Genomic DNA, 25661 nt, shown 5'->3' on the forward strand with positions numbered 1-25661 from the left:
GAAAAAGACATGATTTACTCTTGAGCAATTAACTACTACAATTTTTCTTACCCTGTGCAAGATTGGCAGGTGAGCCATTATCACCGAGTCGCTTCAAGGCTCTTGGCTTATAGCTTTGTTTGCGGTTGGTATCAGCCAAACACACTATTGGAGTAAAGATATTGTCCAGACTCGCTGAATTTCGTGCAGCTGAAAAGGCCCTTCAAGAACAGCTCAAGCAGCTGGAATCCTTGAAGAACGATGCCGGGCTCAAGAAAGAAATCGAATTCGAAGAAAAGCTCCAGGGGCTGATGAAAACCTACGGCAAAAGCCTGCGCGACATCATCGCCATTCTCGATCCGAACCCGGCTAAATCGGGCCTGCAACAGACCGCCGCGCCTAAAACCCGCCGCGCCCGCGTGGTCAAGGTCTATCACAACCCGCACACCGGTGAACTGATTGAAACCAAGGGCGGCAATCACCGTGGCCTGAAAGCCTGGAAGGAACAGTACGGTGCAGCCACCGTCGATTCCTGGTTGCGCGGTTAACCCTTCGCGGCAACAAAAAAAGCCCTGCTAATGCAGGGCTTTTTCATGCCTGCTATCTAACAAATGCAACGATAGTCGTCGATCAAGTTGGAAATACCTTGTACGGAGGTGCCAGACCCCGGGCGCACTCAATACTTGTCGTGTACTTTGTGCTTAATCCCTTTGGGCATCTAAAAAACCCGGGCCTTGAAAAATCACCGCCTTAAATTCTTCATCTAAAGTTTCAAGCTGTTACGGGCCGCCGCTATTTCATCCTGACTCGCCTTATAAACCTCAGCCTGACCCGCGTAGGAAAGAACATAGGCCGTGTCTGCCTGTACGGCAGCGACCAATGTTTGAGAAAGCACGTGTCGTCCGTTCTGGGTGATTGTGCACGTGGTTTCAAGCGCTGACAGTTGACTCAATGTGGCCGGGTGAATCTTGTTGCAGACACTCTGATAACCACCCTGGAAAAAGTCTTTCTGGACCGACTTGCGCATCTCCAGCAACACGCCCTGCAAGTTCACCTGGTGACCGCTTTCCACTGGGGTCATGGTCAGCTCCATTACCAGCACCTGGTTACCATCGGCATCGTTTTTCACCGCGCGCTGGCGTGACACTTGTGGCGCGGCTTGATTGGGCGCGACGACTTCCACTTCCCAGCCACTTGGCCAGGTAATGCTTGGGGCGTCTGCCTGCACCGTCGAGGCCAGCGCAAACAAACCCATGAAAACGAATAGCGATGCAAACGGTCGGATCATTACGAGAGGCACTCACAGATTGAACCACAAAGTCTGAGCCTCACCCGGCCGTCAGGCAATAGCCGGGCGTTTTGGTTTGGCGATGTCCGGACGCTTGCGTATCATTGCGACCATTCGCCAGCCCCACTTATTTTCCGGAGGGCCCATGAGCCTGCACGAATTGAACACCTTCCCCGGCGTCACCGCCGTACCGGACACCGCAACCCAGAAGTTCGTCTTCAACCACACCATGCTGCGGGTCAAGGACATCACCAAGTCCCTGGATTTCTACACGCGCATCCTCGGTTTCTCGCTGGTTGAAAAGCGCGACTTCCCGGAAGCCGAGTTCAGCCTGTACTTCCTGGCGCTGGTCGATAAAAACCAGATCCCGGCCGATGCAGCAGCACGTACCGAGTGGATGAAGTCGATCCCCGGCATTCTGGAACTGACCCACAACCACGGCACCGAAAACGATCCGGAGTTCGCCTACCACAACGGCAACACCGACCCGCGTGGCTTCGGTCATATTTGCATTTCGGTGCCGGATATCCGTGCGGCGTGCGAACGTTTCGAAGCCTTGGGCTGCGATTTCCAGAAGCGCCTGAACGATGGCCGCATGAAGAGCCTGGCGTTTATCAAGGACCCGGATGCTTACTGGGTCGAAATCATCCAGCCAGCACCGATGTAAAACAAAGTCAAAAGATCGCAGGCTTCGCCAGCTCCTACAAAATCCCGCATGACTTGGCTTTTGTAGGAGCTGCCGCAGGCTGCGATCTTTTCGGCAGACAACAAAAAACCCCATGATCACTCATGGGGTTTTTTGTTTCAGCGCTGGCGTTTACGCCGGGGCCGAGGTGCGGATCAGATGGTCGAATGCGCTCAGGGAAGCCTTGGCGCCCTCGCCCACTGCAATCACAATCTGCTTGTACGGCACGGTAGTCACGTCACCGGCAGCGAACACACCTGGCAGCGAAGTCTCGCCACGCGCATCGACGATGATCTCGCCGCGCGGCGACAACTCGACGGTGCCTTTGAGCCAGTCGGTGTTCGGCAGCAAACCGATCTGCACGAAGATCCCTTCCAGCTCGACCGTGGTGAACTCACCCGAGTCGCGATCCTTGTAGACCAGACCGGTCACTTTCTGCCCGTCACCCTTCACTTCGCTGGTCAGCGCGCTGGTGATGACGTTGACGTTCGGCAGGCTGTACAACTTGCGTTGCAGGACCGCATCGGCGCGCAGCTTGCTGTCGAATTCCAGCAGCGTGACGTGGCTGACGATACCGGCCAGGTCGATGGCTGCTTCGACGCCGGAGTTACCGCCACCAATTACCGCTACACGTTTACCCTTGAACAACGGACCATCGCAGTGCGGGCAGAAGCACACGCCCTTGGCTTTATATTGCTGCTCGCCCGGCACACCCATTTCGCGCCAACGGGCACCGGTGGCAAGGATAAGTGCCTTGGTTTTCAGGCTGGCACCGCTTTCGAAGCGCACTTCGTGCAACTCGCCGGCATTTTTTGCCGGGATCAGCGCGGTGGCACGTTGCAGGTTCATGATGTCGACGTCGTACTGCTTGACGTGCTCTTCAAGGGCGCTGGCCAGTTTCGGCCCTTCGGTTTCCTGCACCGAGATAAAGTTTTCAATGGCCATGGTGTCGAGCACCTGCCCACCAAAACGTTCAGCGGCCACACCGGTACGAATGCCTTTACGAGCAGCGTAGATGGCAGCCGAAGCACCGGCCGGGCCACCGCCGACGATCAACACATCAAACGCTTCTTTGGCGCTGATCTTCTCGGCTTGCAGTTCGGCACCGCTGGTGTCGATCTTGGCGAGGATTTCTTCCACGCCCATGCGGCCCTGGCCGAAGATTTCACCGTTCAGGTAAACGCTTGGCACCGCCATGATCTGGCGCTTGTCGACTTCAGCCTGGAACAGCGCGCCGTCGATGGCGACGTGGCGGATGTTCGGGTTGAGCACGGCCATCAGGTTCAGCGCCTGGACCACGTCCGGGCAGTTCTGGCAGGACAGCGAGAAGTAAGTCTCGAAGCTGAACTCGCCTTTGAGCGAGCGGATCTGTTCAATCACTTCGACACTGGCTTTCGAAGGGTGACCGCCGACTTGCAGCAAGGCCAGCACCAACGAAGTGAATTCGTGGCCCATCGGGATGCCGGCGAAACGCAGGCTGATGTCGGCACCCGGGCGATTGATCGAGAACGATGGCTTGCGTGCATCATCACCGTTGTCGAGCAACGTAATTTGCGTGGAAAGACTGGCGACGTCTTTCAACAGTTCGAGCATTTCCTGGGATTTCGCACCGTCGTCGAGGGAGGCAACGATCTCGATCGGTTGGGTGACCCGTTCCAGGTACGATTTCAACTGGGCTTTAAGATTGGCGTCCAACATACGGGCGATTTCCTTTACTTTATTTGAGGCGAAAAAAAACGCCCGAGCGAATCTCGCCCGGGCGTTTTTATTGGGCGGTTGCAGCTTACTTAGGTGCGGAAACCCGCCCTGGTGATGCTTGCGTCACAGACTTAGATCTTGCCGACCAGGTCCAGGGACGGAGCCAGAGTGGCCTCGCCTTCTTTCCACTTGGCTGGGCAGACTTCGCCCGGGTGAGCAGCAACGTACTGGGCAGCCTTGATTTTGCGCAGCAGTTCGGAAGCGTCACGACCAACACCGCCATCGTTCAGCTCAACGATTTTGATCTGGCCTTCCGGGTTGATCACGAAGGTGCCACGGTCAGCCAGGCCAACTTCTTCGATCAGTACGTCGAAGTTGCGGGAGATGGCGTGGGTTGGGTCGCCGATCATGGTGTATTCGATTTTGCCGATAGCTGGCGAAGTGTTGTGCCAGGCAGCGTGAGCAAAGTGAGTGTCAGTGGAAACGCTGTAGATTTCGACGCCCAGTTTCTGGAACGCGGCGTAGTTGTCAGCCAGGTCTTCCAGTTCGGTTGGGCAAACGAAAGTGAAGTCAGCTGGGTAGAAGAACACGACAGACCATTTGCCTTTCAGGTCTGCGTCCGACACTTGTACGAAGTCGCCATTTTTGTAAGCGGTAGCTTTGAACGGTTTTACTTGGCTGTTGATGATAGGCATCGGTGACTCTCCGTCAGGGTTGAAAAGTTGGGTTGAGAAGTTGATGGAGTGAATCCTACCCACTCGATGGCCGGATGGCTCATTGGCAAAGCTCATGCTGCTCATTGGTTTTCGCTATTAGCGGAACGTATTAATAGAAGAAAACTTACTTAGCAGCGCCAATGGCCTTTTCCGCGAGGGGCGTCATCCCGAGAAACGGGCTGGCTTCAACATAGCGCATGGCGGATTTCATATCCTTCCATCCCACGTAACTCATCAACGACTTCAGGTCCCAACCACTCTGATGGGCCCATGTTGCAAAACCGCGACGCAAGGAGTGACTGGTGTAGTGCTCGGCCGAAATGCCGGCGCGCTCCAGTGCCTGGCGCAACAGTGGAATCACGCTGTTGGCGTGCAAGCCCTCCTCACTCAGGTGGCCCCAACGGTCGATGCCACGAAACACCGGACCGCGAACCAATGCGGCTTCAGTGATCCAGGCGATGTAAGCCTGCACCGGGCACAAGCGCTGCAACGCTGGCGTCTGATAGGTCTTGCCTAGGTTTTCACGGTCGCTCTTGCTGCGTGGCAGATAGAGCGTGATGCCCGACTGGGCGACGGCTTTTACGTGCTCGATCTGCAATCGGCACAGCTCATCGCTGCGAAAGCCGCGCCAGAAGCCCAGCAGGATCAGCGCCATGTCGCGCCGCGCCCGCAGCAATCCTGGCTGATCACCTTCGTTTCGGGCGGTTTGTGCTTCCTGCTCCAGCCACGCCACCACTTGCTCAAGATGTTGCAGCTGCAACGGCTCGGCTTGCTTCTCCTGCGCCGGGTGCAGCGCGCGAATCCCCTTGAAAACCTGGCGTACCACCGGCGCCTTGGTCGGGTCGGCAAAGCCTTGGCTGTTGTGCCATTGCGCCAATGCCGAGAGGCGCAGCTTCAGCGTATTCACCGACAGCACGCCTGCATGCGCGACCAGATAACGCGCGACGCTATCGCTGGTCGCCGGCAGGAACCCGCCCCAACTGACTTCGAAGTGCTCGATGGCCGCCCGGTAGCTGCGACGGGTGTTGTCGCGCGTTGCGGCTTGCAGGTAGCGATCCAGATCGGTCATGGGCTCAACTCTCGAAAACGTACCGCTGTGGCGGGTTAAAACCGCGTCTACAGCTCATCACACGGGGTAATACCAGTATATCCCGCACCAGTAATCTAGAGTATTTAACTTTTTTTGTTCGATGGTACAATATGTACAACAGTGGTACGTACCACATTACGAAATCGTAGGAAGACTCATGGCTCGTGGCGGTGTAAATAAAGCAGTGGTTCAAGCAGCACGATTGGCGATCCTCGCCCGCGGCGAAAACCCCAGCATTGATGCGGTACGAATCGAAATGGGCAACACTGGTTCGAAAACCACGATTCATCGCTATTTGAAGGAATTGGATGGCGGCCTGGAGCGTACTGAAGCGACGTCCGAACCCATCGATGATGAGCTGGCAGGACTGGTATCGCGCCTGGCGCAACGCTTGAAGGAACAGGCGCAAGAACCGATCGATCAGGCCCGCGAGCAGTTCGACCGCCAGCGCAAGGAGCTGGAGACGCAGCTGGATGAAGCCCGCGAGGCCAACAGCGAACTGCATCAGCAATATGAAATTCAAAGCCTGGCCCTGACCCAGGAATCCGACGCGCTGCTGGAAACCCGCTCGATGCTGCAGACCGAGCAAACCCGCAACGCCGGGCTGAACCAGGCGCTGGCAGATTTTGAATTGCGCTTGAAAGACAAGGACGAGCAGATCCGCTCCCTCGAAGAAAAACACCTGCACGCCCGGGACGCGCTCGAACACTATCGCAATGCCGTCAAGGAGCAGCGCGAACAGGATCAGCGCCGCCATGAAGCCCAGGTGCAACAGATTCAGATGGAATTGCGCCAAGCCCAGCAAAACGCCCTCGTCCGCCAGGATGAGATCACTCAACTGCATCGTGACAACGAACGCTTGCTGACAGAGAACCGTGGAACGCTGCGGGAGTTGAGCCTGCTACAAGAGCAACTCAAACAAGCCAACACTCGCCAGGATCAATTGCTGGAGCAAGCCAACCGCGTCGACAGCGAACGCACCCTCCTCCAGGAACGCTTGCGCATCGCCCTGCTGGAAAGTCAGGCACTCAAACAGAACGTCGACGAGCAGTCGCAGATTAACCAGTCACTGGAAGTCGAATTGGCGAAGACCCAGGCCAGCCTGGATGAAAGCGTGCGCCTGGCGGCAGTCGTTGCAACCGCGCCAGACGCAGCTAAAGACGATTAACCCGCGACCGGCGTCCGCATGGTGACGAACTCTTCGGCGGCCGTCGGGTGCACACCGATGGTTTCGTCGAAATCGCGCTTGGTGGCGCCGGCCTTCAGGGCAATCGCCAAGCCTTGGACAATTTCCCCGGCATCGGGACCGACCATGTGGCAGCCCAACACCTTGTCAGTCTTGGCATCCACCACCAGTTTCATCAGCGTGCGCTCCTGACACTCGGTCAGGGTCAGCTTCATCGGCCGGAAACGGCTTTCGTAGATCACCACGTCATGCCCGGCGTCCCGGGCTTCTTCTTCGGTGAGACCGACGGTGCCGATGTTCGGCAAGCTGAACACCGCCGTCGGGATCATCTTGTAGTCCACCGGACGATACTGCTCAGGCTTGAACAAGCGTCGCGCAACCGCCATGCCTTCTGCCAGCGCCACCGGAGTCAGTTGCACACGACCAATCACATCGCCCAGCGCCAGGATCGACGGCTCGGCGGTCTGATATTGCTCATCGACTTCGACGAAACCCTTCTTATCGAGTTTGACGCCCGTGTTCTCCAGCCCGAGATTGTCCAGCATCGGACGTCGCCCAGTGGCATAGAACACGCAATCGGCCTCCAGCTCGCGGCCATCCTTGAGGGTCGCTTTCAGGCTACCGTCGGCCAGTTTCTCGATACGCTCGATGTCGGCATTGAACTGCAAATCCATGCCGCGCTTGGTCAACTCTTCCTGCAGGTGTTTGCGCACCGCACCGTCAAAGCCGCGCAGGAACAGATCGCCGCGATACAGCAGCGTGGTTTGTGCGCCCAGACCGTGGAAGATCCCGGCGAATTCCACCGCGATGTAACCACCGCCGACCACCAGAACGCGCTTCGGCAATTCTTTGAGGAAGAACGCCTGGTTGGAGCTGATCGCGTGCTCGTGCCCCGGAATCTCCGGGATCTGCGGCCAGCCGCCCGTAGCAATCAGAATGTTCTTGGCGGTATGGCGCTCGCCATTGATCTCGACCGTATTCGGGTCGACGATCTTGGCGTGGCCTTCGTGCAAGGTCACGCCGCTGTTGACCAGCAGGTTGCGATAAATGCCGTTCAGGCGATTGATCTCGCGATCCTTGCTGGCGATCAGCGTCGCCCAATCGAACTTCGCCTCGCCCAGGCTCCAACCGAAACCGGAAGACTGTTCGAAGTCCTCGGCGAAGTGCGCACCATAGACCAGCAGTTTTTTCGGCACGCAGCCGACGTTCACGCAAGTACCGCCCAGGTAGCGGCTTTCGGCCACCGCCACTTTCGCGCCGAAACCGGCCGCGAATCGCGCAGCCCGCACACCGCCGGAACCGGCGCCAATCACATAAAGGTCAAAATCGTAGGCCATTTCTATCTCCTCGGCAGGCCATCAGCATACCCGCAGACGTCTATTGGGCAAGCGCTGCGAACAATATGGGGCCGGAAAACGAAAAAACCACCCGAAGGTGGTTTTCTCAATACAAGTGGCTCAAGCGCTATCAGTAAGCCTTGCCAGTCTTGTAGAAGTTCTCGAAGCAGAAGTTGGTCGCTTCGATGTAGCCTTCAGCGCCACCACAGTCGAAACGCTTGCCTTTGAACTTGTAGGCAATCACGCAACCGTTTTGCGCCTGCTTCATCAAGGCGTCGGTGATCTGGATTTCGCCGCCCTTGCCTGGCTCGGTTTGCTTGATCAGGTCGAAGATGTCCGGGGTCAGGATGTAACGGCCGATGATCGCCAGGTTCGACGGTGCATCTTCCGGCGCCGGCTTCTCAACCATGTTGCGTACGCGGTACAGGTCGTCACCGATCAAGTCACCGGCGATCACGCCGTACTTGTTGGTTTCCAGCGGATCGACTTCCTGGATCGCGATGATCGAGCAGCGGTACTGTTTGTACAGCTTGACCATCTGGGTCAGGACGCCGTCACCGTCGAGGTTGACGCACAAGTCATCCGCCAGTACCACGGCGAAAGGTTCGTCACCGATCAGTGGACGGCCGGTGAGGATCGCGTGGCCCAGGCCTTTCATTTCGGTCTGGCGAGTGTAGGAGAACGAGCACTCGTCGAGCAGTTTACGGATGCCAACCAGGTATTTTTCCTTGTCGGTGCCCTTGATCTGGTTTTCCAGCTCGTAGCTGATGTCGAAGTGGTCTTCCAGAGCGCGTTTACCGCGACCGGTCACGATGGAGATTTCAGTCAACCCAGCGTCCAGTGCTTCTTCGACGCCGTACTGGATCAGTGGCTTGTTTACCACCGGCAGCATTTCTTTGGGCATGGCTTTAGTCGCTGGCAGGAAGCGAGTACCGTAACCGGCTGCTGGGAACAAGCATTTCTTGATCATATAAGTCCTTGAAAGGGCTGTGTGTACGAGTTTCGGCGCAGTCTAATCAGGCGGCGTGCACCTTACAATGCCCCGCGCTGGCTAACCGATGCCATCATAGAGAAATATTCTGGCGGATAGTTCCCGTAAGCTTTTATAGATAGCACAGACCATCGGCTTTGCACTGACCGACAATCACATCACCATACGCCCATCAGCCCACGTTGAGGGCATTTGGCGTTATCATGGCGCGATTGAACCAGCCAACGAGGCAGATAGATGTCGGTAGCAAAAAGCGTCAACGGGTACCTGATCAACCAGGCGAAGGACGGCCAATGGTGGGTAGACAGCGTTGCTGGCGAAAATATCGCCGGACCTTTCCCGACCGAAGCGTTGGCGATCGAGGTGGCATCGGTGTTGCAAGACCAACCCGCAGGCCCCAAGCGGCGCGGCAAGGACAAGTCCTGAAACGCACCTGATTCGAGCAGCCCTGCCCCTGTGCAGGGCTTTTTTACGCTTGTTCGCAACAAAGTGGCCAATCGCTATAACCTTTTGACACCGCTGCTGTCACAGGCTTAGCCCCATCATCCGACGACGACAACGACATGAACAAACTTCTAGCACTGATTGCAGTACTGGCGCTCACTGGCTGCGCCACATCCGAAAAGACCTATCTGAACAATGGTGAGCAAGGCCTGACCATCGACTGCTCCGGGGAAGCCAATTCCTGGGCCACCTGCTATGAAAAAGCCGATGACTCGTGTGCCGGCACCGGCTACCGGATCGTAGGAACCGACGGAACCCCTTCGACCAAGGAGAGCGACAAAACCCTGGGTGTCGATGTGGGCAACTTCAAGAACCGCAGCGTAGTGGTGGTCTGCAAGTAGGGCGCCCTGCCCTACATGTGGATTTCGGCAAACTTGATCCCGAGGCCGCGCACGGTCTCGATCAGATCGTCCAAGCGACTGAAGGATTCGACTTCGTCGTTATCATCCACCAGGAAATAACTGCGCCCGGCACTCTTCTTGAAAAACACGATCCATTCCCCCGAATTTGCCGGGTTCTGAATCACGTGGGTGGCAGAGATATGGCCCTCTGCATGGCGTTCCCGTACTTGCTCTCGCTTCATGCGCGGCTCCAGAAATGACAATGCCGCCAAAGTGTTGCCTTGGCGGCATCAGGCGGGCTGTCGATTCTATCAGCCGGAAATGCACGCGGTGGCGGCACGCTGAATATCTTTGGGACGTACCGGCACGTTGGACATGCGCTCATGCAGCTTGATTCCGCTGCCACCGGAGCGGTCTTCGATATCGAATACGGCGGCCGGCCCCGAGGAAAACTTGCCTGGAACGATCACACGCACGCCGTCCTTGTGCGGTTCGAGCTGCAAGGCACCGCGGCTGGAAGCCAGTTTCTCGACCAGGCACTGCGCATACTCGTGGGGTTTTTTACCTGAGATCACACTCATGGTTGGCAGTGTCTCGTTGATTTCTGCGACGTTTGCACAACCACTCACCGCAAAAGCCAGTGGCAAGACCAGGACACCCCATTTCATACAAAACCTCCGATAAAGACCCTCCGACAGCGTAATGACTGTTTTTCTCCGAGGCTCGTTGCATTTATCGCTCATAGAATTCCGAATAACTGTTTTTAATTGTCAAACACGACGCTGACAGCCGGATAATAACCCGTTCGGGCTGATAAACTGTGCCAATTGCCCTGCTATCGTTTTGATTTTGTAGAAAAAGCCCTTCTGGAGGCGCCTCATGAAATTTATCCACCAGCGCGAGCACCTCAATGAAGACGACATCGTCGTCATCCAGTGCTCCCAAATGTGCAACATCCGCTTGATGAACGACGCCAACTTCCGCAGTTTCAAGAATGGCGGCCGTCACACTTATCACGGCGGCGCATTCGACACTTTCCCTGCGCGCATCACCGCTCCAAGCACTGGTTTCTGGAACATCACCATCGATATGGTCAACAGCCGCAAAGCCATCAGCGTTACGCGCAAGCCGACCCTGACCCACTCGATCAAGATCGTTCGCCGTTCCAGCACCAAACTGAGCTGATCAACGTCCACACACGCAAAAAGGCAGACATCACCGTGGCCCAAACGACCAAGTACGTCATCAAATACAAACTCAACGGCGAGCGCCGCTTCGAATTTGCCCAGCTTGTAAACGGCTCTGAAGAAGAAGCCAAAGCTGCGCTGGACGCCATTCATGGCCAGGGCGAAGACGTGATCAGCGAGATCAGCGTCAGCAAAGCGCTGTAACACGACCGGGAGCGATAACACGGACGTCGGCTCCCCGCCCCGCTCGAATTCGACCGCAAGCGCCGGAGTGTTCGCTCGATCGGCGCTCCTTAGACTGGCCACCTCAACCTTTGGTTAAGGAGTCAGAACATGTCTACTTCCTCGATTCGCTACATCAGCGACACTTGCTCGCTGGGCATATTGTTGCTGGCCTTCAGTGACAAGGGCCTTTGTGCGTTGCTGCTCGGCGATGACCTGGCCACTCTTGAACGCGATCTCGCGCGGCGCTTTAGCGGCGTTCTCCAACGCGATGAAGGCTTGATGCCTCAGTTGCAGCAGACCTTGCGCCACCTCGACGATCCACACCAAGCATTCAATGTGCCGCTGGATCTGGCGGGCAGCGACTTTCAGCGGCAAGTCTGGAATGCCCTGCAACAAATTCCTGTCGGTCAAACCGCCAGCTATCGCGACATTGCACAACGCCTCGACCAGCCCAAGGCTTTTCGTGCAGTGGCCAATGCCTGCGGCGCCAACCCTATTGCCGTGATCGTGCCTTGCCATCGGGTGCTGCGCCAGGACGGCAGCCTCGGCGGTTATCGTTGGGGCCTGGAGCGCAAACGGCAGTTGCTGGATCGTGAGGCGCGGCAATGAGCAAGCTAGACTGGGCCTTGTTGGAACAACAACTCGATCAGGACGGTTGCGCCATTATCCGTTCGTTGGTGAGCCACGAAACGTGTGATCAGGTCAGCGCCTTGTACCCCCGACCCGAGCCCTTTCGCTCACAAGTGGTGATGGCCCGCCACGGATTCGGGCGCGGGGAGTACAAGTACTTCAAGTACCCGTTGCCGGACACGGTGGCCCGGTTGCGCGGCGCGCTCTACCCGCGACTGGTGCCCATTGCCAATCGCTGGTACGAGCAAATGGACCTGCCGACCCGATTCCCCGACAACCACGCAGCGTTTCTCGAACGCTGCCATGCCGCTGGTCAGGAGCGTCCGACACCGTTGTTGCTGCAATATGGTCCTCAGGACTACAACTGCCTGCATCAGGATTTGTACGGCGAACACGTTTTCCCACTGCAAGTGGCGATTCTGCTGTCAGAACCGGACGAAGACTTCACCGGTGGCGAGTTTGTGCTGACCGAGCAGCGCCCAAGGATGCAATCGCGGCCCCAGGTGATCGGTCTGAAGAAAGGCGACGGCCTGATCTTTGCCGTCAACCAGCGACCGGTCAAAGGTGTTCGCGGCTATTACCGAGTCACGATGCGCCACGGCGTCAGTCGCCTGCACAGTGGCAAACGGCATACCCTTGGAATCATCTTTCACGATGCGCTATGAACCCATGAACCCGACCACCCTCGATTTGTTCGCCGACAGCGAGCCCGAACAGCCGCCCCGCCGCGAACAGATCGGCGAACAGTCCTACGTGCTCCGGGGCTTTGCCCTGCCCTTGATTGACCGATTGCTGCCGGCACTGGAAGCCGTTCTGCTGGCTGCGCCGTTTCGGCAAATGGTCACGCCTGGCGGTTTTACCATGTCGGTGGCCCTGAGCAGTTGCGGCACGCTGGGCTGGACCACGGACCGCAGCGGCTATCGTTACACCCACAACGATCCGCAAACCGGGCAACCCTGGCCAACGATGCCCGAGGTGTTTTTCGAGCTGGCGCAAGCGGCGGCGCGGGAAGCAGGTTTTGACGATTTCGTGCCGGATTCCTGCCTGATCAACCGCTATATCCCTGGAGCCAAGATGTCTTTGCATCAGGATAAAGACGAAGGTTCCTACGCTGCACCCATCGTGTCGGTGTCCTTGGGCTTGCCGGCGATGTTTTTGTTTGGCGGCTTCGAACGCAGCGACAAGAGCCAGCGAGTGCCGCTGTTTCATGGGGACATCGTGGTCTGGGGCGGTGTTGATCGCTTGCGTTATCACGGCGTCTTGCCGATCAAGGACGGCCAGCACCCGCGACTCGGCGAACAGCGGATCAATTTCACGTTTCGTAGCGCGGGTTGAATTTGACCGCAAGACCCGGAGTGTTGCGTTCCCGCCGACTGCTTAATCTGTATGAAACCCGTCAACGGACTTGAAGCCATGACCACCCCTTCGACCCACATCGCGACCGAGAATGACCCACGCTGGGCGGCTGTGGTTGCCCGCGACTCCAAGGCTGACGGGCAGTTTGTCTACGCGGTTAAAACCACCGGCATCTATTGCCGCCCCAGCAGCCTGGCGCGCTTGCCGAAACCGCAGAACGTCGAATTCTTCGATACCGCCGAGCAGGCCCAGGCAGCGGGTTATCGCCCGAGCAAACGGGCGGCGAAGGATCAAAGCGATGTGGCCGCCCAGCATGCTGCGACGGTGGCGGCTGCTTGCCGTCAGATCGAATCCGCCGAGAACCTGCCGGCGCTGGGTGAACTGGCCGAGGCGGCGGGCCTCAGCAGCTTCCACTTCCATCGCGTGTTTAAAGCCGTCACTGGCCTGACGCCCAAGGGTTACTCCAGCGCACACCGTTCACGCAAGGTTCGCGAGCGCTTGAGCGTCGGCGGTTCGGTGACTGACGCGCTGTATGACGCAGGTTTCAATTCGAACAGCCGATTCTATGAAGCAGCCGATCAGTTATTGGGCATGAAGCCCGGTGATTACCGCGCCGAAGGCCAGAACAACGACATCCGCTTTGCGGTCGGCCAATGTTCCCTTGGGGCGATCCTGGTGGCGCAAAGTGAACGGGGTATCTGCGCGATTCTGTTGGGGGACGATCCACACCAACTGGTGTGCGATCTGCAGGACAAATTTCGCCGCGCCAATCTGATCGGCGCCGATCACGGATTCGAGCAATTGATCGCCCAAGTCGTCGGCTTCATCGAGGCGCCTGCCATAGGCCTGGACTTGCCCCTGGATGTGCGCGGCACCGCTTTTCAGGAGCGAGTCTGGCAAGCCCTGCGGGAAATCCCTGCCGGCGCCACTGCCAGTTACGCCGATATCGCCCAGCGCATCGGTTCGCCGAAAGCCGTGCGCGCCGTGGCCCAGGCCTGTGGCGCAAACAGCCTGGCGGTCGCCATCCCCTGTCACCGGGTAGTGCGCAGCGACGGCAACCTGTCCGGTTATCGCTGGGGTGTGGAGCGCAAGCGGCAGTTGCTGGAGCGGGAAAACCAGCCTTAGCGAGTGCCGTTGCCGCCATCGCGGCCCTTTCGAGCCGCAACGACGCCTCCCTTCAGCGATTGACGTCGACGACAACCCTGCCCCGCAACTGGCCGGCGAGCAAACGTGGAGCGGCTTCGATGGCTTCGCTCAAGCCGATTTCGTGGCTGATCAGCGGCAGCAAGGCAAAGTCGAGATCCTCGGCCAGGCGATCCCATGCCTGCACCCGCTTGGCTTTCGGCTGAGTCACGCTGTTGATCCCGGCGAGGGTCACGCCGCGCAAGATGAACGGCGCAACGGAGGCCGGAAAGTCCATGCCTTGCGCCAGGCCACACGCTGCGACCGTGCCGTTGGCCTTGGTGCTGGCGCAGGCGTTGGCTAGGGTGTGACTGCCGACCGAATCGATCACCGCCGCCCAACGTTCCTTGGCCAGCGGTTTCCCGGGTTCGGACAGCGTGGCGCGGTCGATGATATCGCTGGCGCCCAACTGTTTAAGGTAGTCGTGCTCCGAGGTGCGTCCGGTCGACGCCACCACCCGGTAGCCGAGTTTGCTTAACAGTGCGATGGCAAAGCTGCCAACCCCGCCGTTGGCGCCGGTCACCAATACTTCGCCCTGATCCGGCGTGACGCCATTGTGCTCCAGCGCCAGGATGCAGAGCATCGCCGTGTAACCGGCGGTGCCGATGGCCATGGCTTGCGCCGTCGTGAACGCCTTCGGCAGTGGAATCAGCCAGTCGCCATTGAGCCGCGCTTTCTGCGCCAGTCCGCCCCAATGCCCTTCGCCCACGCCCCAGCCATTAAGTACGACAAGGTCACCGACCTTGTAGTCCGGATGCCCGCTGACTTCGACGCTGCCTGCCAGATCGATCCCCGGCACCATAGGGAATTTTCGCACCACCGGGCTGCTGCCAGTAATCGCCAGGCCATCCTTGAAATTCAGCGTGCTGTACGCCACGCGTACCGTCACATCGCCTTCGGGCAGTTGATCGTCATTGATCTCTTGCAGTGTGGCCCGGTAACCGCTGTCGTCTTTGTCGATCAAAATGCCGTTGAACATTGCTCTCTCCCGATGGGTTCGCTGAGGTTGGTGACATTGAAATAACACAATGCAACACATTGCCCTACCCGACTTTCATCCAATCGCAAAATCCACCGAGCGTTTCCAACACCGGAGGCTATGCTTTTTTCGCGGCCTTGAATTACCTGCAAAAACCGCCCTGTCGATGGAGCTGACAATGCCTTACCTTCGCTCGTTTACCGTTTTGCTGATGCTCTGTTTGCTGGCGTTCAGTGGCGCTCAGGCTGCACAGCCCCAAGCATCGAAAGCCCCTGCGGCTCAGGCGGCAGCGAGCCCGAGCTGGCCGCAAGTCCTGACCGCCGGTGATACCAAACTGACGATCTATCAGCCGCAACTCGACAGTTGGGACGGTTATACCCTACAGGCCCGGGCCGCAGTCGAAGCCACCGGGGCCGATGGAAAATCCACTTATGGCATCGTCCAGTTCAGCGCCCATACCCTCGTTGATAAAGCCACACGTTGGGTGGCGCTCGATCAATACACCCTGATCAAAGCAGATTTCCCGTCCAGTGCCGCGCAGTCCGACGCCTGGGTCGCCGCCCTGAAAAAAGACGCGGCGAACCGCAAGAAAACCATTTCCCTGGACCAGCTCGAAGCCGCCGTCGGCGTACTCGCGGCGGAACAGAAGTCCAGCAGCGATCCGATCGAAAACACCCCGCCGACCATCATCACCTCCGATGTCCCGGCGCTGCTGGTGTACATCGATGGCGAGCCGGCTTACCGGCCGGTGGACGGCACGGCGTTGCAACGGGTGATCAACACCCGTCCGTTACTGCTGAAGGATGCCCAGGGCAAACATTACCTGCATGTGTTCGACGGCTGGATGGCCGCCGATCAGCTCGACGGCCCGTATGCACCGCTGCCCTCGCCGTCAGCCGATCTGGAAAAAGCCAAGAAAGCCGCGATCCAGAGCCGCCAGGTTGATTTGCTGACCGGCCAGAGTGATCCGAAGGACAAAATTCCTACACTGGCCAATCCACCCATCCCACAGATCCATATCGCAACGACACCTACCGAGCTGATCGTCACCGATGGCGCGCCCCAGTGGCAGCCGATCCAGAACACGCAATTGCTCTACGTGACCAACACCACCGGGCACATCTTCAAGGAAATTGGCGATCAGGACAGCTATGTGCTGATCTCCGGGCGCTGGTTCAAAGCAACGGACATGAAAGGCCCGTGGACCTTCGCCCCGGCGGACAAATTGCCGGCCGACTTCGCCAATATTCCTGATGACAGCGCCAAAGAGAACGTCAAGGCTTCGGTGGCCGGCACGCCCCAGGCTCGGGAAGCGGCGATTGCGGCGACCATCCCGCAGACCTCGGCCATCAAGAAGAGCCAGGTGAAAATGACCGCGCCGCAGTTCGACGGTCAACCACAGCTCAGGGCTATCAGCGGTACGCCGCTGCAATACGTGGTGAACACACCGACACCCATCATCATGGTCGATGCCAAGAGTTGGTACGCGGTGGAGAACGGGATCTGGTTCAACGCCACATCGGTGCAGGGACCGTGGTCGGTCGCGACTTCGGTGCCGGCGGTGATTTACTCGATTCCACCGAGCTCGCCGATGCACTACATCACCTACGTGAAAGTCTATGAGGCCAACGGCGATACGGTGGTCGTGGGGTATACGCCGGGGTATCAGGGTTCCACGGTGGACCCGGCCAGTGGCGTGGTGGTTTATGGCACCGGTTACCCGTATACGCCGTGGGTCGGCACTGTCTGGTACGGCCCGCCAGTGACCTACGGTTTTGGCGTCGCGATTCGCTATACCCCGTGGACCGGCTGGACCTTCGGTTTCGGTTTTGGCTGGAGTTGGGGCGGCAGCACCGTGGCCATGGGTTGGGGCTGGGGCGCCTATCCCTGGTGGGGCAATTACGGTTGGGGTTACGCCTGGGGCCCGCGCCTTTACCCGGCGCCGATGCCGTGGGGTGGCGCGGCCTACGGTTATCACGGCGGTGCGGTGGCCTGGGGTCCTGGCGGCTGGGCGGGCAGCACCGGCAACCTCTATCGTCAATGGGGGGATCGTGCTTCGGTCAGCCGTTACGGCGCGGGCTATAACGCCTGGACCGGTAACCGCTGGGCTGGTCAGGTCGGCTCTTCCTATAACTCGCGCACCGGTATCGCCACGGCCGGGCAGCGCGGCGCAGTGCACAACGTCTACACCGGCAACTACGCCGCCGGGCGCAGCGGCGAGATCGTCGGGCCTGGCGGCGCAGCGATTGCAGGCGGCAAAGTCACAGCGGGCAACGTGCGCAACGGCACCCAGGTCACCGCCAATCGCGGCGCGGTCTACAACCCCAACACCGACAAAACCACCCAGTACGGCGCCATTCGCGGACGCAACAGCGGCGCTGCCAAGGTGGGCGACAACGTCTACGCCGGGCATGACGGCAACGTCTACAAAAAGACCGATGACGGCTGGCAATCGATGGTCAAGGGCAACGCGACACGGGTCAATCCGACGAACAATGCCCAGTTGCAGAATCTCAATCGCGAATCGGCGGCGCGCTCTTTCGGCAATGAGCGCTTCAACAACTATCACAACTCCTCCCAGGTCATGAATCGCTCGTTTGGCGGAGGGGGTGGCGGCGGATTCCATCGCCGTTGAATGCCGTTTGAATGACCGCTTAAGGGGCTGCCATGTTTCGTTTTATCAAAACCACCGTGGCGGGTGGGCTGCTGTTTATCCTGCCGTTGGTGCTGGTGTTTCTGTTGCTGGAAAAAGGCGTGCATCTGCTGCGCGAACCGATCCACAAACTGCTGCCGATGTTCGCCGAGTACAGCATCGCCGGGGTGACACTGTTCACCCTCGTGGCATTGGTGGTGCTGGTGTTGATCTGTTTTTTCGCCGGGATTCTGGCCAAAACCCGGTTGGGCACTTCACTGTTCAATGCGCTGGAAGACAACGTGCTCGGCAAGGTGCCCGGCTATGCCCTGCTCAAGGATGCGACAGCGCACCTCGCCGGCCTGGAAAATGCCGAAGGCGCGAAGGTCGGGTTGATCAATGAAGACGACGGCTGGTTGTTTTGCCTGGTGCTTGAACAGCAGCAGGCGTGGTATTCGGTGTTTATCCTCGATGCAGGCCCGGCAGGCGGTACGTCGGGCGAAGTCCGCGTGGTCCCGGCTTCCCAGGTTCGCCTGACCGAACTGACGTGGGTGCAGGTGCTGGCCTGCGTCCGGCGTGGCGGTCACGGCGCGCTGGCACTCGCGGCGCCCTGGCTGCCAGAAGCATAAACACTAGCGTCGGTCCATTCTGAAAAACCGACCCGGACCGTTCAGAAAAACCGACTGGCCTGCCCTCCTCGTAGCTGATACAAAACGGGCAATACCGTCGATGTCGGAGAAGCTTCAAATGAGCCAATGGCCAGACACCCGCATTCTTGACCTGCTCGGGATCGAACTGCCGATCATCCAGGCGCCGATGGCTGGCGCCCACGATTCAGCCATGGTGATTGCGGCGAGTAACGCCGGCGGCCTGGGCTCGTTGCCCGCCGCGCTGTTGAGCATCGAGCAGTTGCGCGAAGAGCTGAAGACCATCCGCCAGCACAGCCAGCGGCCGTTCAACGTCAACTTTTTCTGCCATCAACCGCCAGCGCCCGACGAGCAAAAAGCCCGGGACTGGAAGAATCTGCTGGAGCCTTACTACCGTGAACTGGGCGCTGATTTCGACGCGCCGACGCCGGTGTCCAATCGCGCACCGTTCGACGAAGTTGCTTGCGCATTGATCGAAGAATTTCGCCCCGAGGTCGTGAGTTTCCACTTCGGCCTGCCAGAGAAATCGCTGCTGGATCGGGTGAAAGCCACGGGTGCGAAGATTCTGTCGTCGGCAACAACCGTTGAAGAAGCGGTGTGGCTGGAGCAGCGTGGCTGCGACGCGATCATCGCCATGGGTTACGAGGCCGGTGGTCATCGCGGGATGTTTCTCAGCGCTGACTTGACCAGTCAGGTCGGCACTTTCGCGCTGGTGCCGCAAATCGTCGATGCCGTGAAAGTACCGGTGATTGCTGCTGGCGGAATTATGGACGCGCGCGGGATTGCCGCCGCGTTCCATCTGGGCGCCTCGGCGGTGCAAGTGGGGACGGCGTATTTGTTCACGCCGGAAGCGAAGATCAGCGCGGCGCACCACAAGGCGTTGCGCACCGCCAAGGAAAGCGAGACCGCTGTCACTAATCTCTTCACCGGGCGCCCGGCGCGCGGACTGCTGAATCGGGTGATGCGTGAAATCGGGCCGATGAGCGACAAGGCCCCAGCCTTTCCTTTGGCTGGCGGTGCATTGATGCCATTGCGGGCCAAGGATCCGGCGGATTTTGCCAACTTGTGGGCCGGGCAGGCATTCAGGCTGGGCGTTGAATTGCCCACGGCGGAGCTGACCCGGCGCTTGGCCGAAGAAGCTTTGGCAAAACTGACCCACAGCTAAGCTGAGAACACCATAAACCCCTGTGGGAGCGAGCCTGCTCGCGAAAGCGGATCAACATTCAATAGACATGTTGACTGATCCAGCACCTTCGCGAGCAGGCTCGCTCCCACAGGGGATAGCGGTACCCCTGAAACCCCAATCAAATCCCGCGCAATACCAACAATTCCGTTTACAGGCATTTCGCTATATATTCCGATATATAGCGTTTCACCCCTCGCATCGGCGCAGTTCACCCCTATAAAAACTGCCCACTGCACTTGCCTACCACGGAGCCGTTCCATGACCATTCGTGCCTCACGTTTTGCCCCTACTTGCCTGGCGAGCCTGCTCGCTGTCTTCGCTTTCGGCTCGGCCCAGGCGGATGAAGTCCAGGTGGCTGTCGCCGCCAACTTCACCGCGCCGATCCAGGCGATCGCCGCCGATTTCGAAAAAGACACCGGGCATAAACTGGTAGCGGCCTATGGCGCGACCGGTCAGTTCTACACCCAGATCAAGAATGGCGCGCCGTTCGAAGTGTTCCTCTCGGCAGACGACACCACCCCGCAAAAACTCGAAACCGAAGGCGACACCGTCAAGGGCTCGCGCTTCACCTATGCCGTCGGCACCCTGGCGCTGTGGTCGGCCAAGGAAGGTTATGTCGATGCCAAAGGCGAAGTCCTGAAGAAAAACGAATACCAGCACCTGTCCATCGCCAACCCGAAAACCGCACCCTATGGCCTGGCTGCAACCCAGGTACTGGCCAAAGAAGGCCTGACCGACAAGGTCAAGGACAAGATCGTTGAAGGCCAGAACATCACCCAGGCCTACCAGTTCGTTTCCACCGGCAACGCTGAATTGGGCTTCGTAGCCTTGTCGCAGATCTACAAAGACGGCAAAGTCACCAGCGGTTCGGCCTGGATCGTTCCGGCGAGCCTGCACGACCCGATCAAACAAGACGCGGTGATCCTCAACAAAGGCAAAGACAACCCGGGCGCCAAGGCGCTGGTTGAATACCTGAAAGGTCCGAAAGCCGCCGCCGTTATCAAGTCCTACGGTTACCAACTCTAAATGACGCTGACGAGTGCCGATTTTTCCGCCATCTGGCTGACCCTGAAACTGGCGTCCCTGACGACCGTCATCCTGTTGGTGATCGGCACTCCGATTGCGTTATGGCTGTCGCGCACCCGCTCATGGCTGCGCGGCCCGGTCGGGGCGATCGTCGCCCTGCCGCTGGTGTTGCCGCCCACGGTGATTGGCTTCTATTTATTACTGGCGCTCGGGCCTCACGGCTTCGTCGGCCAGTTCACCCAATCACTGGGCTTCGGCACCCTCACCTTCAGTTTTGCGGGGTTGGTGATCGGCTCGGTGCTCTATTCGATGCCGTTCGTGGTGCAACCGCTGCAAAACGCTTTTTCCGCCATTGGCACTCGTCCATTGGAAGTCGCCGCCACGTTGCGCGCCAATCCCTGGGACACGTTTTTCAGTGTGATCCTACCCTTGGCCCGTCCCGGTTTTATCACCGCCGCGATTCTCGGTTTCGCGCATACGGTCGGCGAGTTCGGCGTGGTGCTGATGATCGGCGGCAATATCCCGGACAAGACTCGTGTGGTGTCGGTGCAGATCTACGATCACGTCGAAGCCATGGAATATGCCCAGGCCCACTGGCTGGCCGGGGCAATGTTGGTGTTCTCTTTCCTGGTATTGCTGGCGCTCTACTCCAGCCGTAAAACCAAAGCGGGCTGGAGCTGATTGATGATTCAAACCCGTCTGAAACTGAATTATTCGGGGTTCGCCCTGGATGTGGACCTGCAAATGCCCGGTCGTGGCGTGACTGCTTTGTTCGGCCACTCCGGCTCGGGCAAGACCACTTGCCTGCGCTGCATTGCCGGATTGGAGAAAGCCGAAGAAGGCTTTATCCAGATCAACGATGAAGTTTGGCAGGACAGCAGTCGGAAGATTTTCGTCCCGCCGCACAAACGCGCCCTTGGTTATGTGTTTCAAGAAGCCAGCCTGTTTCCGCATCTGTCGGTGCTGGCCAATCTGGAATTCGGCCTCAAGCGCATCCCGAAACAGCAGCGCCGCGTCGATATGGCCCACGCCACCGAACTGCTGGGCATCGGCCATTTGCTCGACCGGCATCCGCAACACCTGTCCGGCGGCGAGCGCCAGCGCATCGGCATTGCCCGCGCGTTGCTCACCAGTCCGAAACTGTTGTTGATGGACGAACCGCTGGCGGCACTGGATAGCCGGCGCAAAAACGAGATCCTGCCGTACCTGCAACGGCTGCACGACGAGCTGGACATTCCAGTGCTGTACGTCAGCCATTCTCAGGATGAAGTGGCGCGACTGGCCGACCATATTGTGCTGCTTAGCGACGGCCAGGCCCTGGCCAGCGGTCCGATCGGCGAAACCCTGGCCCGGCTCGACCTGCCGCTGGCGTTGGGCGACGACGCTGGCGTGGTGATTGAAGGACACGTCAGCGCCTACGACAGCGCTTATCAGCTGCTGACCTTGCAACTGCCTAATTCCGGCCTGAATCTGCGCGTGCCTCATTCGCCAATGACTGAAGGCCAGGCCCTGCGCTGCAAAGTGCAGGCGCGGGACGTGAGTTTGAGCCTGCACAGCGTCGAGCAAAGCAGCATCCTCAATCGCCTGCCGGTCACGGTGATCAGTGAACTGGGTGCGGACAACGCCGCCCATGTGCTGATCCGACTCGACGCTGGCGGCACGCCGTTGCTGGCACGGATCACCCGCTATTCCCGGGATCAACTGGGCATTCATCCTGGCCAGGCGTTATGGGCGCAGATTAAGGCAGTCGCTGTGCTGGCTTGAATCCGTTGGCACCACGGCAACAGCGCGCGGTCAATGGTTTTACAAGCCCTCTATTCGTTGCCAAGGACTACTGCCATGCCCGATACCGCGCTGATCGATGTGTTGCCGCCCGACCTGCATTACGTCGATGACACCCAGCCCGGCATTACCCGCAAGAAACTGCGCGGCAAGTTCTGTTATTTCGATCCGGCGGGCCAGCGCATCACCGATCCCGACGAAATCAAGCGCATCAACGCTCTTGCGGTGCCACCGGCCTACATCGACGTGTGGATCAGCGCCGACCCGCGCGGCCATCTGCAAGCCACCGGCCGCGATGCCCGGGGCCGCAAGCAATACCGTTATCACGCGCGCTGGCGCGAAGTACGCGATGCCGACAAGTATTCGCGGCTGCGCGACTTCGGCCTTGCCCTGCCAAAACTGCGCAAACAGCTGGAAGCCCTGTTGGAGGCACCGGGTTTCAGCCGCGACAAGGTCATGGCCACGGTCATCACCTTGCTCGACGCAACGCTGATCCGCGTCGGCAACACTCAATATGCGCGGGACAACCGTTCCTATGGCCTGACCACCCTGCGCAACCGGCACGTCGAGGTGAATGGCAGCGCAATCCTGTTCCAGTTTCGCGGCAAGAGTGGCGTCGAACACCAGATCACCGTGAAAGACCGGCGCCTGGCGCGGATCATCAAGCGCTGCCTGGAAATCCCCGGGCAAAACCTGTTTCAGTACCTCGACGAAAACGGCGAGCGACACACCGTCACCTCCTCCGACGTCAACGCCTACCTGCAAACCCTCACCGGCGCCGACTTTACCGCCAAGGATTACCGCACCTGGGCCGGCAGTGCACTGGCGTTGGCGGTGTTGCGCGAACTGCAATGGGAACCGGAATCCGACGCCAAGCGGCATGTGGTGGAGATGGTCAAGAACGTCGCCAAACAACTGGGCAACACCCCGGCGGTGTGCCGCAAGTGCTACATCCACCCGGCGGTTCTGGATGGTTTCCTGCTTGGCGCCTTGGCTGAATTGCCCCGGCCACGGGTGCGTAAAGGGCTCAGGGCAGAAGAAGTCGGGCTGGCGATCTTTCTCGAGAAAATGGTCGCCGCCGCCGAAAAATCCTGACCGTACCCTGTAGGAGCTGCCGAAGGCTGCGATCTTTTGATCTTGTTTTTTGAAAAGAAAAGTCAAAAGATCGCAGCCTTCGGCAGCTCCTACGGGGGCCTTGATCGAATCCCCACCGCGATCGTCGGCCGCAATGGCGTCCCACGACCACACGTTGAAATGGCGCCCGGAGCGCTGGCAGCTTGAATCCGTCGATACTTGAACAGGCAACCAACCGACGAACTGACCTGTCTATTTTTTGCACGATCGCAAAGGGCTTCTATAGTTGATCTGAACACGAATCAGCTACGGTGGTGCCATGGAAGACATTTTCGTTGTGAAGCGTTGCAACAAAATCATCATTCATGGCCGCCGGGCCGGAGAAGTGAACCACGCGCCACCCGACGCCGCCGTCTGGTATCGCATCGCCGATACCCGCACTCGCGGCTTTATAGGTGACGGTTACGATCATGAAGAAGACGCCCGCCGTGAATGTCACCAACTCAACGCCCGCTCACAAGTGACAGCCCGGCAAAGCTGAATAACTCCAGGATTTTATACCGGGGCTATACTGAAATCAGCTGAAGGACCAGCGACCCCATCGGCAGAGAGCTCGCATCAGCGGGCTTTTTGCTGCAACTGCCAGGTTTGCTTTAAATGGAGGTGTGTCATGTCCGAAAAAGAGTCCATCACCACCCTGCTTACCCTGCTTGATTCACGTCAGGCAAGACTCGCGGCCGCGTGCAAGGAGATTGCCGACTGGGTCGATCATCAAGGCGGGCATCCTACGGCCCTGAAAATTCGTGACCGGCTGAACGACATCGAGAAAGACGCACCGCTGATTCGCAGCACGCTGTCATCTCTGCGCCCTGTCGAACCACCGCTGCCCCGGTTCAGATAATCATTAAGGACAGGCCTGATTCAGGAAGCATGAACGGCGACAGCCTTGTCACCGAGCCCCTGCCTGCCTGATAGCCTCCTGCCACACCCGCAACCCGGCCAAGCGCTGGGCTTTTTTTGCCCATGTCTTTCACATCCTGTTCACAACCGACGCCCTACTGTGGGCCCACTCCTTTGAAGAATCCCTTGGCCCGCCCGCATGCGGGCCTTTTTTTGCCCAGGATTCCACTAACGAACGCTGCCGACCGCTGGAGGTCAAACGATCACACGTCACAAAGGAGACGTCCCAATGGTCACTCACTTCAAAGTCGGCGGGCATCTGGCCTGCGGTCATACGGGCAGCAAACTGGTTTCGAGCAAAATACTCGCCCAGGTCAAATGCAGAAGCTGCCGCAACACCGATGCGTTCAAGGACGCACGAAAAGACGAACGCAATGCGGCACGGCGCGCGGCACGCAAGGCCAAGGTCACTCATACCGCCAATGACTGGCGTGCCGAGTGGGTTCAACGACTGACCGCGATGGCCGGAATGCAACGCCTGCCACGCGGATTCAGAGGCCAACCTTTCGTTTAGCTGACCCGCTGTACTCCAACCAGCGATCCGCAACGGTGTCCATCCTGGTCTATTCAGACGACAGGCGTGACATCGGGCGGATCACTGCCATCGCGACTATTGATGAAGGCGTTCCAGTGCACATAGGCATCGTGCTGGCGTTTGACGGCGTCTTCCCATATTGGCCCCGACACCGATCGGGATGAAATCAGCTTCATCATCTCCGTCGTTGCAGCATCCAGATCCATAAGAAGTTCATGTGACTTGATCCTGAAATCATCAACAGATGTCATTGGGTCAACCCTCCCGTCTTGCCACGACTGAGAGCAAATGCTCCCGGATCAGTTGAGCGCGTATTTCGGTGAATGATTCATAGATACCGATCACCGGTACAGTCCGCAAAAATAATGGTCCGAACACAAACAAGGATTTGCATCAGTTTTCGCTGGCAAACGCTTGATATTAAAAGATGCTCGAAGACGTACTC

At 58.6% G+C, this 25661-nt stretch carries 30 protein-coding genes and 1 pseudogene; 21 read left to right on the forward strand and 10 right to left on the reverse strand.

What is annotated here, in order from left to right:
* Nucleotides 1-161: 161 nt before the first annotated feature.
* Entirely contained in the window at nt 162-527 is a 366-nt protein-coding gene (locus tag LOY68_RS17220) for a histone-like nucleoid-structuring protein, MvaT/MvaU family (protein WP_054050582.1), read from the forward strand.
* A 215-nt stretch (nt 528-742) separates the two neighbouring features.
* Here LOY68_RS17220 and LOY68_RS17225 read toward each other — a convergent pair whose 3' ends face one another.
* On the reverse strand, nt 743-1267 hold the full coding sequence (locus LOY68_RS17225; protein WP_265038695.1) for a DUF4946 domain-containing protein: 525 nt from the start codon (nt 1265-1267) through the stop codon (nt 743-745).
* Between the two features lie 145 nt (nt 1268-1412).
* Between LOY68_RS17225 and gloA the strand changes: the two genes are divergently transcribed.
* Nucleotides 1413-1934, forward strand: coding sequence for a lactoylglutathione lyase (gloA, locus tag LOY68_RS17230; RefSeq protein WP_265038696.1), 522 nt, complete (start codon nt 1413-1415; stop codon nt 1932-1934).
* Between the two features lie 150 nt (nt 1935-2084).
* On the opposite strand, the gene ahpF is transcribed toward gloA, so the two are convergent.
* The 3 genes from ahpF to LOY68_RS17245 all read right to left on the reverse strand — a co-directional run bounded on the left by ahpF (nt 2085) and on the right by LOY68_RS17245 (nt 5435).
* Nucleotides 2085-3650, reverse strand: coding sequence for an alkyl hydroperoxide reductase subunit F (gene ahpF, locus LOY68_RS17235; protein ID WP_265038697.1), 1566 nt, complete (start codon nt 3648-3650; stop codon nt 2085-2087).
* A gap of 131 nt (nt 3651-3781) precedes the next feature.
* Nucleotides 3782-4345, reverse strand: a complete 564-nt coding sequence (gene ahpC / locus LOY68_RS17240) for an alkyl hydroperoxide reductase subunit C (RefSeq protein ID WP_054050573.1) — start codon at nt 4343-4345, stop codon at nt 3782-3784.
* A gap of 145 nt (nt 4346-4490) precedes the next feature.
* Nucleotides 4491-5435 carry a site-specific integrase gene (locus LOY68_RS17245; RefSeq protein ID WP_265038698.1) on the reverse strand — a complete coding sequence of 315 codons (945 nt, stop codon included), beginning with the start codon at nt 5433-5435 and terminating at the stop codon, nt 4491-4493.
* A gap of 178 nt (nt 5436-5613) precedes the next feature.
* Between LOY68_RS17245 and LOY68_RS17250 the strand changes: the two genes are divergently transcribed.
* Nucleotides 5614-6624, forward strand: coding sequence for a DNA-binding protein (locus LOY68_RS17250; RefSeq protein WP_265038699.1), 1011 nt, complete (start codon nt 5614-5616; stop codon nt 6622-6624).
* Here LOY68_RS17250 and gorA read toward each other — a convergent pair.
* Both gorA and galU read right to left on the reverse strand, forming a co-directional pair.
* A complete protein-coding gene (gorA, locus tag LOY68_RS17255; RefSeq protein ID WP_265038700.1) occupies nt 6621-7979 on the reverse strand; it encodes a glutathione-disulfide reductase in 1359 nt (452 codons plus the stop codon). The genes LOY68_RS17250 and gorA overlap by 4 nt on opposite strands.
* A gap of 130 nt (nt 7980-8109) precedes the next feature.
* A complete protein-coding gene (gene galU, locus LOY68_RS17260; protein ID WP_054050566.1) occupies nt 8110-8949 on the reverse strand; it encodes a UTP--glucose-1-phosphate uridylyltransferase GalU in 840 nt (279 codons plus the stop codon).
* Nucleotides 8950-9207: 258 nt separating this feature from the next.
* On the opposite strand from galU, the gene LOY68_RS17265 reads away from it, so the two are divergent.
* Together LOY68_RS17265 and LOY68_RS17270 are read left to right on the forward strand one after the other, a co-directional pair.
* Nucleotides 9208-9396, forward strand: a complete 189-nt coding sequence (locus LOY68_RS17265) for a hypothetical protein (protein ID WP_054050563.1) — start codon at nt 9208-9210, stop codon at nt 9394-9396.
* Nucleotides 9397-9533: 137 nt separating this feature from the next.
* A complete protein-coding gene (locus LOY68_RS17270; RefSeq protein WP_054050561.1) occupies nt 9534-9815 on the forward strand; it encodes a hypothetical protein in 282 nt (93 codons plus the stop codon).
* Between the two features lie 11 nt (nt 9816-9826).
* Here the strand turns inward: LOY68_RS17270 and LOY68_RS17275 are convergent, their stop codons facing one another.
* Together LOY68_RS17275 and LOY68_RS17280 are read right to left on the reverse strand one after the other, a co-directional pair.
* Nucleotides 9827-10057: a hypothetical protein gene (locus LOY68_RS17275; RefSeq protein WP_054050560.1), complete on the reverse strand. Its 231-nt coding sequence runs from the start codon at nt 10055-10057 to the stop codon at nt 9827-9829.
* Nucleotides 10058-10126: 69 nt separating this feature from the next.
* Nucleotides 10127-10483, reverse strand: a complete 357-nt coding sequence (locus LOY68_RS17280; protein WP_163910279.1) for a hypothetical protein — start codon at nt 10481-10483, stop codon at nt 10127-10129.
* A gap of 211 nt (nt 10484-10694) precedes the next feature.
* On the opposite strand from LOY68_RS17280, the gene LOY68_RS17285 reads away from it, so the two are divergent.
* From LOY68_RS17285 to ada, 6 genes and pseudogenes are all read left to right on the forward strand, one after another.
* Entirely contained in the window at nt 10695-11000 is a 306-nt protein-coding gene (locus LOY68_RS17285) for a DUF1883 domain-containing protein (RefSeq protein WP_054050556.1), read from the forward strand.
* Between the two features lie 35 nt (nt 11001-11035).
* Nucleotides 11036-11206 (forward strand): hypothetical protein, encoded by a 171-nt coding sequence (locus LOY68_RS17290; RefSeq protein WP_204280823.1) that lies wholly within the window; start codon nt 11036-11038, stop codon nt 11204-11206.
* A gap of 357 nt (nt 11207-11563) precedes the next feature.
* Nucleotides 11564-11836, forward strand: a pseudogene (locus LOY68_RS32275) (methylated-DNA--[protein]-cysteine S-methyltransferase); the annotation flags it as partial.
* Complete coding sequence (locus LOY68_RS17300; RefSeq protein WP_265038702.1) at nt 11833-12522, forward strand: 2OG-Fe(II) oxygenase; 690 nt, start codon at nt 11833-11835, stop codon at nt 12520-12522. The pseudogene LOY68_RS32275 and the gene LOY68_RS17300, both read left to right, overlap by 4 nt.
* Nucleotides 12512-13192 (forward strand): DNA oxidative demethylase AlkB, encoded by a 681-nt coding sequence (alkB, locus tag LOY68_RS17305; RefSeq protein ID WP_265038703.1) that lies wholly within the window; start codon nt 12512-12514, stop codon nt 13190-13192. The genes LOY68_RS17300 and alkB overlap by 11 nt, the downstream gene beginning before the upstream one ends.
* A gap of 78 nt (nt 13193-13270) precedes the next feature.
* Complete coding sequence (gene ada, locus LOY68_RS17310) at nt 13271-14338, forward strand: bifunctional DNA-binding transcriptional regulator/O6-methylguanine-DNA methyltransferase Ada (protein WP_265038704.1); 1068 nt, start codon at nt 13271-13273, stop codon at nt 14336-14338.
* Between the two features lie 52 nt (nt 14339-14390).
* Here the strand turns inward: ada and LOY68_RS17315 are convergent, their stop codons facing one another.
* Nucleotides 14391-15374: an MDR family oxidoreductase gene (locus LOY68_RS17315; RefSeq protein ID WP_265038705.1), complete on the reverse strand. Its 984-nt coding sequence runs from the start codon at nt 15372-15374 to the stop codon at nt 14391-14393.
* 178 nt (nt 15375-15552) lie between these two features.
* Here LOY68_RS17315 and LOY68_RS17320 point away from each other — a divergent pair, with 178 nt between their 5' ends.
* The 10 genes from LOY68_RS17320 (at nt 15553) to LOY68_RS17365 (ending at nt 25195) form a co-directional block, all read left to right on the forward strand.
* The gene (locus tag LOY68_RS17320) at nt 15553-18009 is read left to right on the forward strand and encodes an autotransporter (RefSeq protein ID WP_265038706.1); all 2457 of its coding nucleotides are present in this window, start codon (nt 15553-15555) and stop codon (nt 18007-18009) included.
* Between the two features lie 32 nt (nt 18010-18041).
* Complete coding sequence (locus tag LOY68_RS17325) at nt 18042-18635, forward strand: hypothetical protein (protein ID WP_163910286.1); 594 nt, start codon at nt 18042-18044, stop codon at nt 18633-18635.
* A 118-nt stretch (nt 18636-18753) separates the two neighbouring features.
* On the forward strand, nt 18754-19818 hold the full coding sequence (locus tag LOY68_RS17330) for an NAD(P)H-dependent flavin oxidoreductase (RefSeq protein WP_265038707.1): 1065 nt from the start codon (nt 18754-18756) through the stop codon (nt 19816-19818).
* A gap of 279 nt (nt 19819-20097) precedes the next feature.
* Complete coding sequence (modA, locus tag LOY68_RS17335; protein WP_265038708.1) at nt 20098-20865, forward strand: molybdate ABC transporter substrate-binding protein; 768 nt, start codon at nt 20098-20100, stop codon at nt 20863-20865.
* A complete protein-coding gene (gene modB, locus LOY68_RS17340; protein ID WP_163910289.1) occupies nt 20866-21546 on the forward strand; it encodes a molybdate ABC transporter permease subunit in 681 nt (226 codons plus the stop codon).
* 3 nt (nt 21547-21549) lie between these two features.
* Entirely contained in the window at nt 21550-22629 is a 1080-nt protein-coding gene (gene modC / locus LOY68_RS17345) for a molybdenum ABC transporter ATP-binding protein (protein WP_265038709.1), read from the forward strand.
* A 75-nt stretch (nt 22630-22704) separates the two neighbouring features.
* Complete coding sequence (locus LOY68_RS17350; RefSeq protein WP_265038710.1) at nt 22705-23742, forward strand: DNA topoisomerase IB; 1038 nt, start codon at nt 22705-22707, stop codon at nt 23740-23742.
* Nucleotides 23743-24040: 298 nt separating this feature from the next.
* Nucleotides 24041-24262: a hypothetical protein gene (locus LOY68_RS17355; protein ID WP_054050533.1), complete on the forward strand. Its 222-nt coding sequence runs from the start codon at nt 24041-24043 to the stop codon at nt 24260-24262.
* Between the two features lie 129 nt (nt 24263-24391).
* Complete coding sequence (locus LOY68_RS17360; RefSeq protein WP_054050531.1) at nt 24392-24622, forward strand: hypothetical protein; 231 nt, start codon at nt 24392-24394, stop codon at nt 24620-24622.
* 288 nt (nt 24623-24910) lie between these two features.
* Complete coding sequence (locus tag LOY68_RS17365) at nt 24911-25195, forward strand: hypothetical protein (RefSeq protein WP_054050529.1); 285 nt, start codon at nt 24911-24913, stop codon at nt 25193-25195.
* 53 nt (nt 25196-25248) lie between these two features.
* On the opposite strand, the gene LOY68_RS17370 is transcribed toward LOY68_RS17365, so the two are convergent.
* Complete coding sequence (locus LOY68_RS17370) at nt 25249-25467, reverse strand: hypothetical protein (RefSeq protein WP_163910292.1); 219 nt, start codon at nt 25465-25467, stop codon at nt 25249-25251.
* Nucleotides 25468-25661 lie beyond the last annotated feature (194 nt).

It is taken from the genome of Pseudomonas sp. B21-053, assembly GCF_026016365.1.
In the GTDB taxonomy this organism is placed as follows: domain Bacteria; phylum Pseudomonadota; class Gammaproteobacteria; order Pseudomonadales; family Pseudomonadaceae; genus Aquipseudomonas; species Aquipseudomonas nunensis.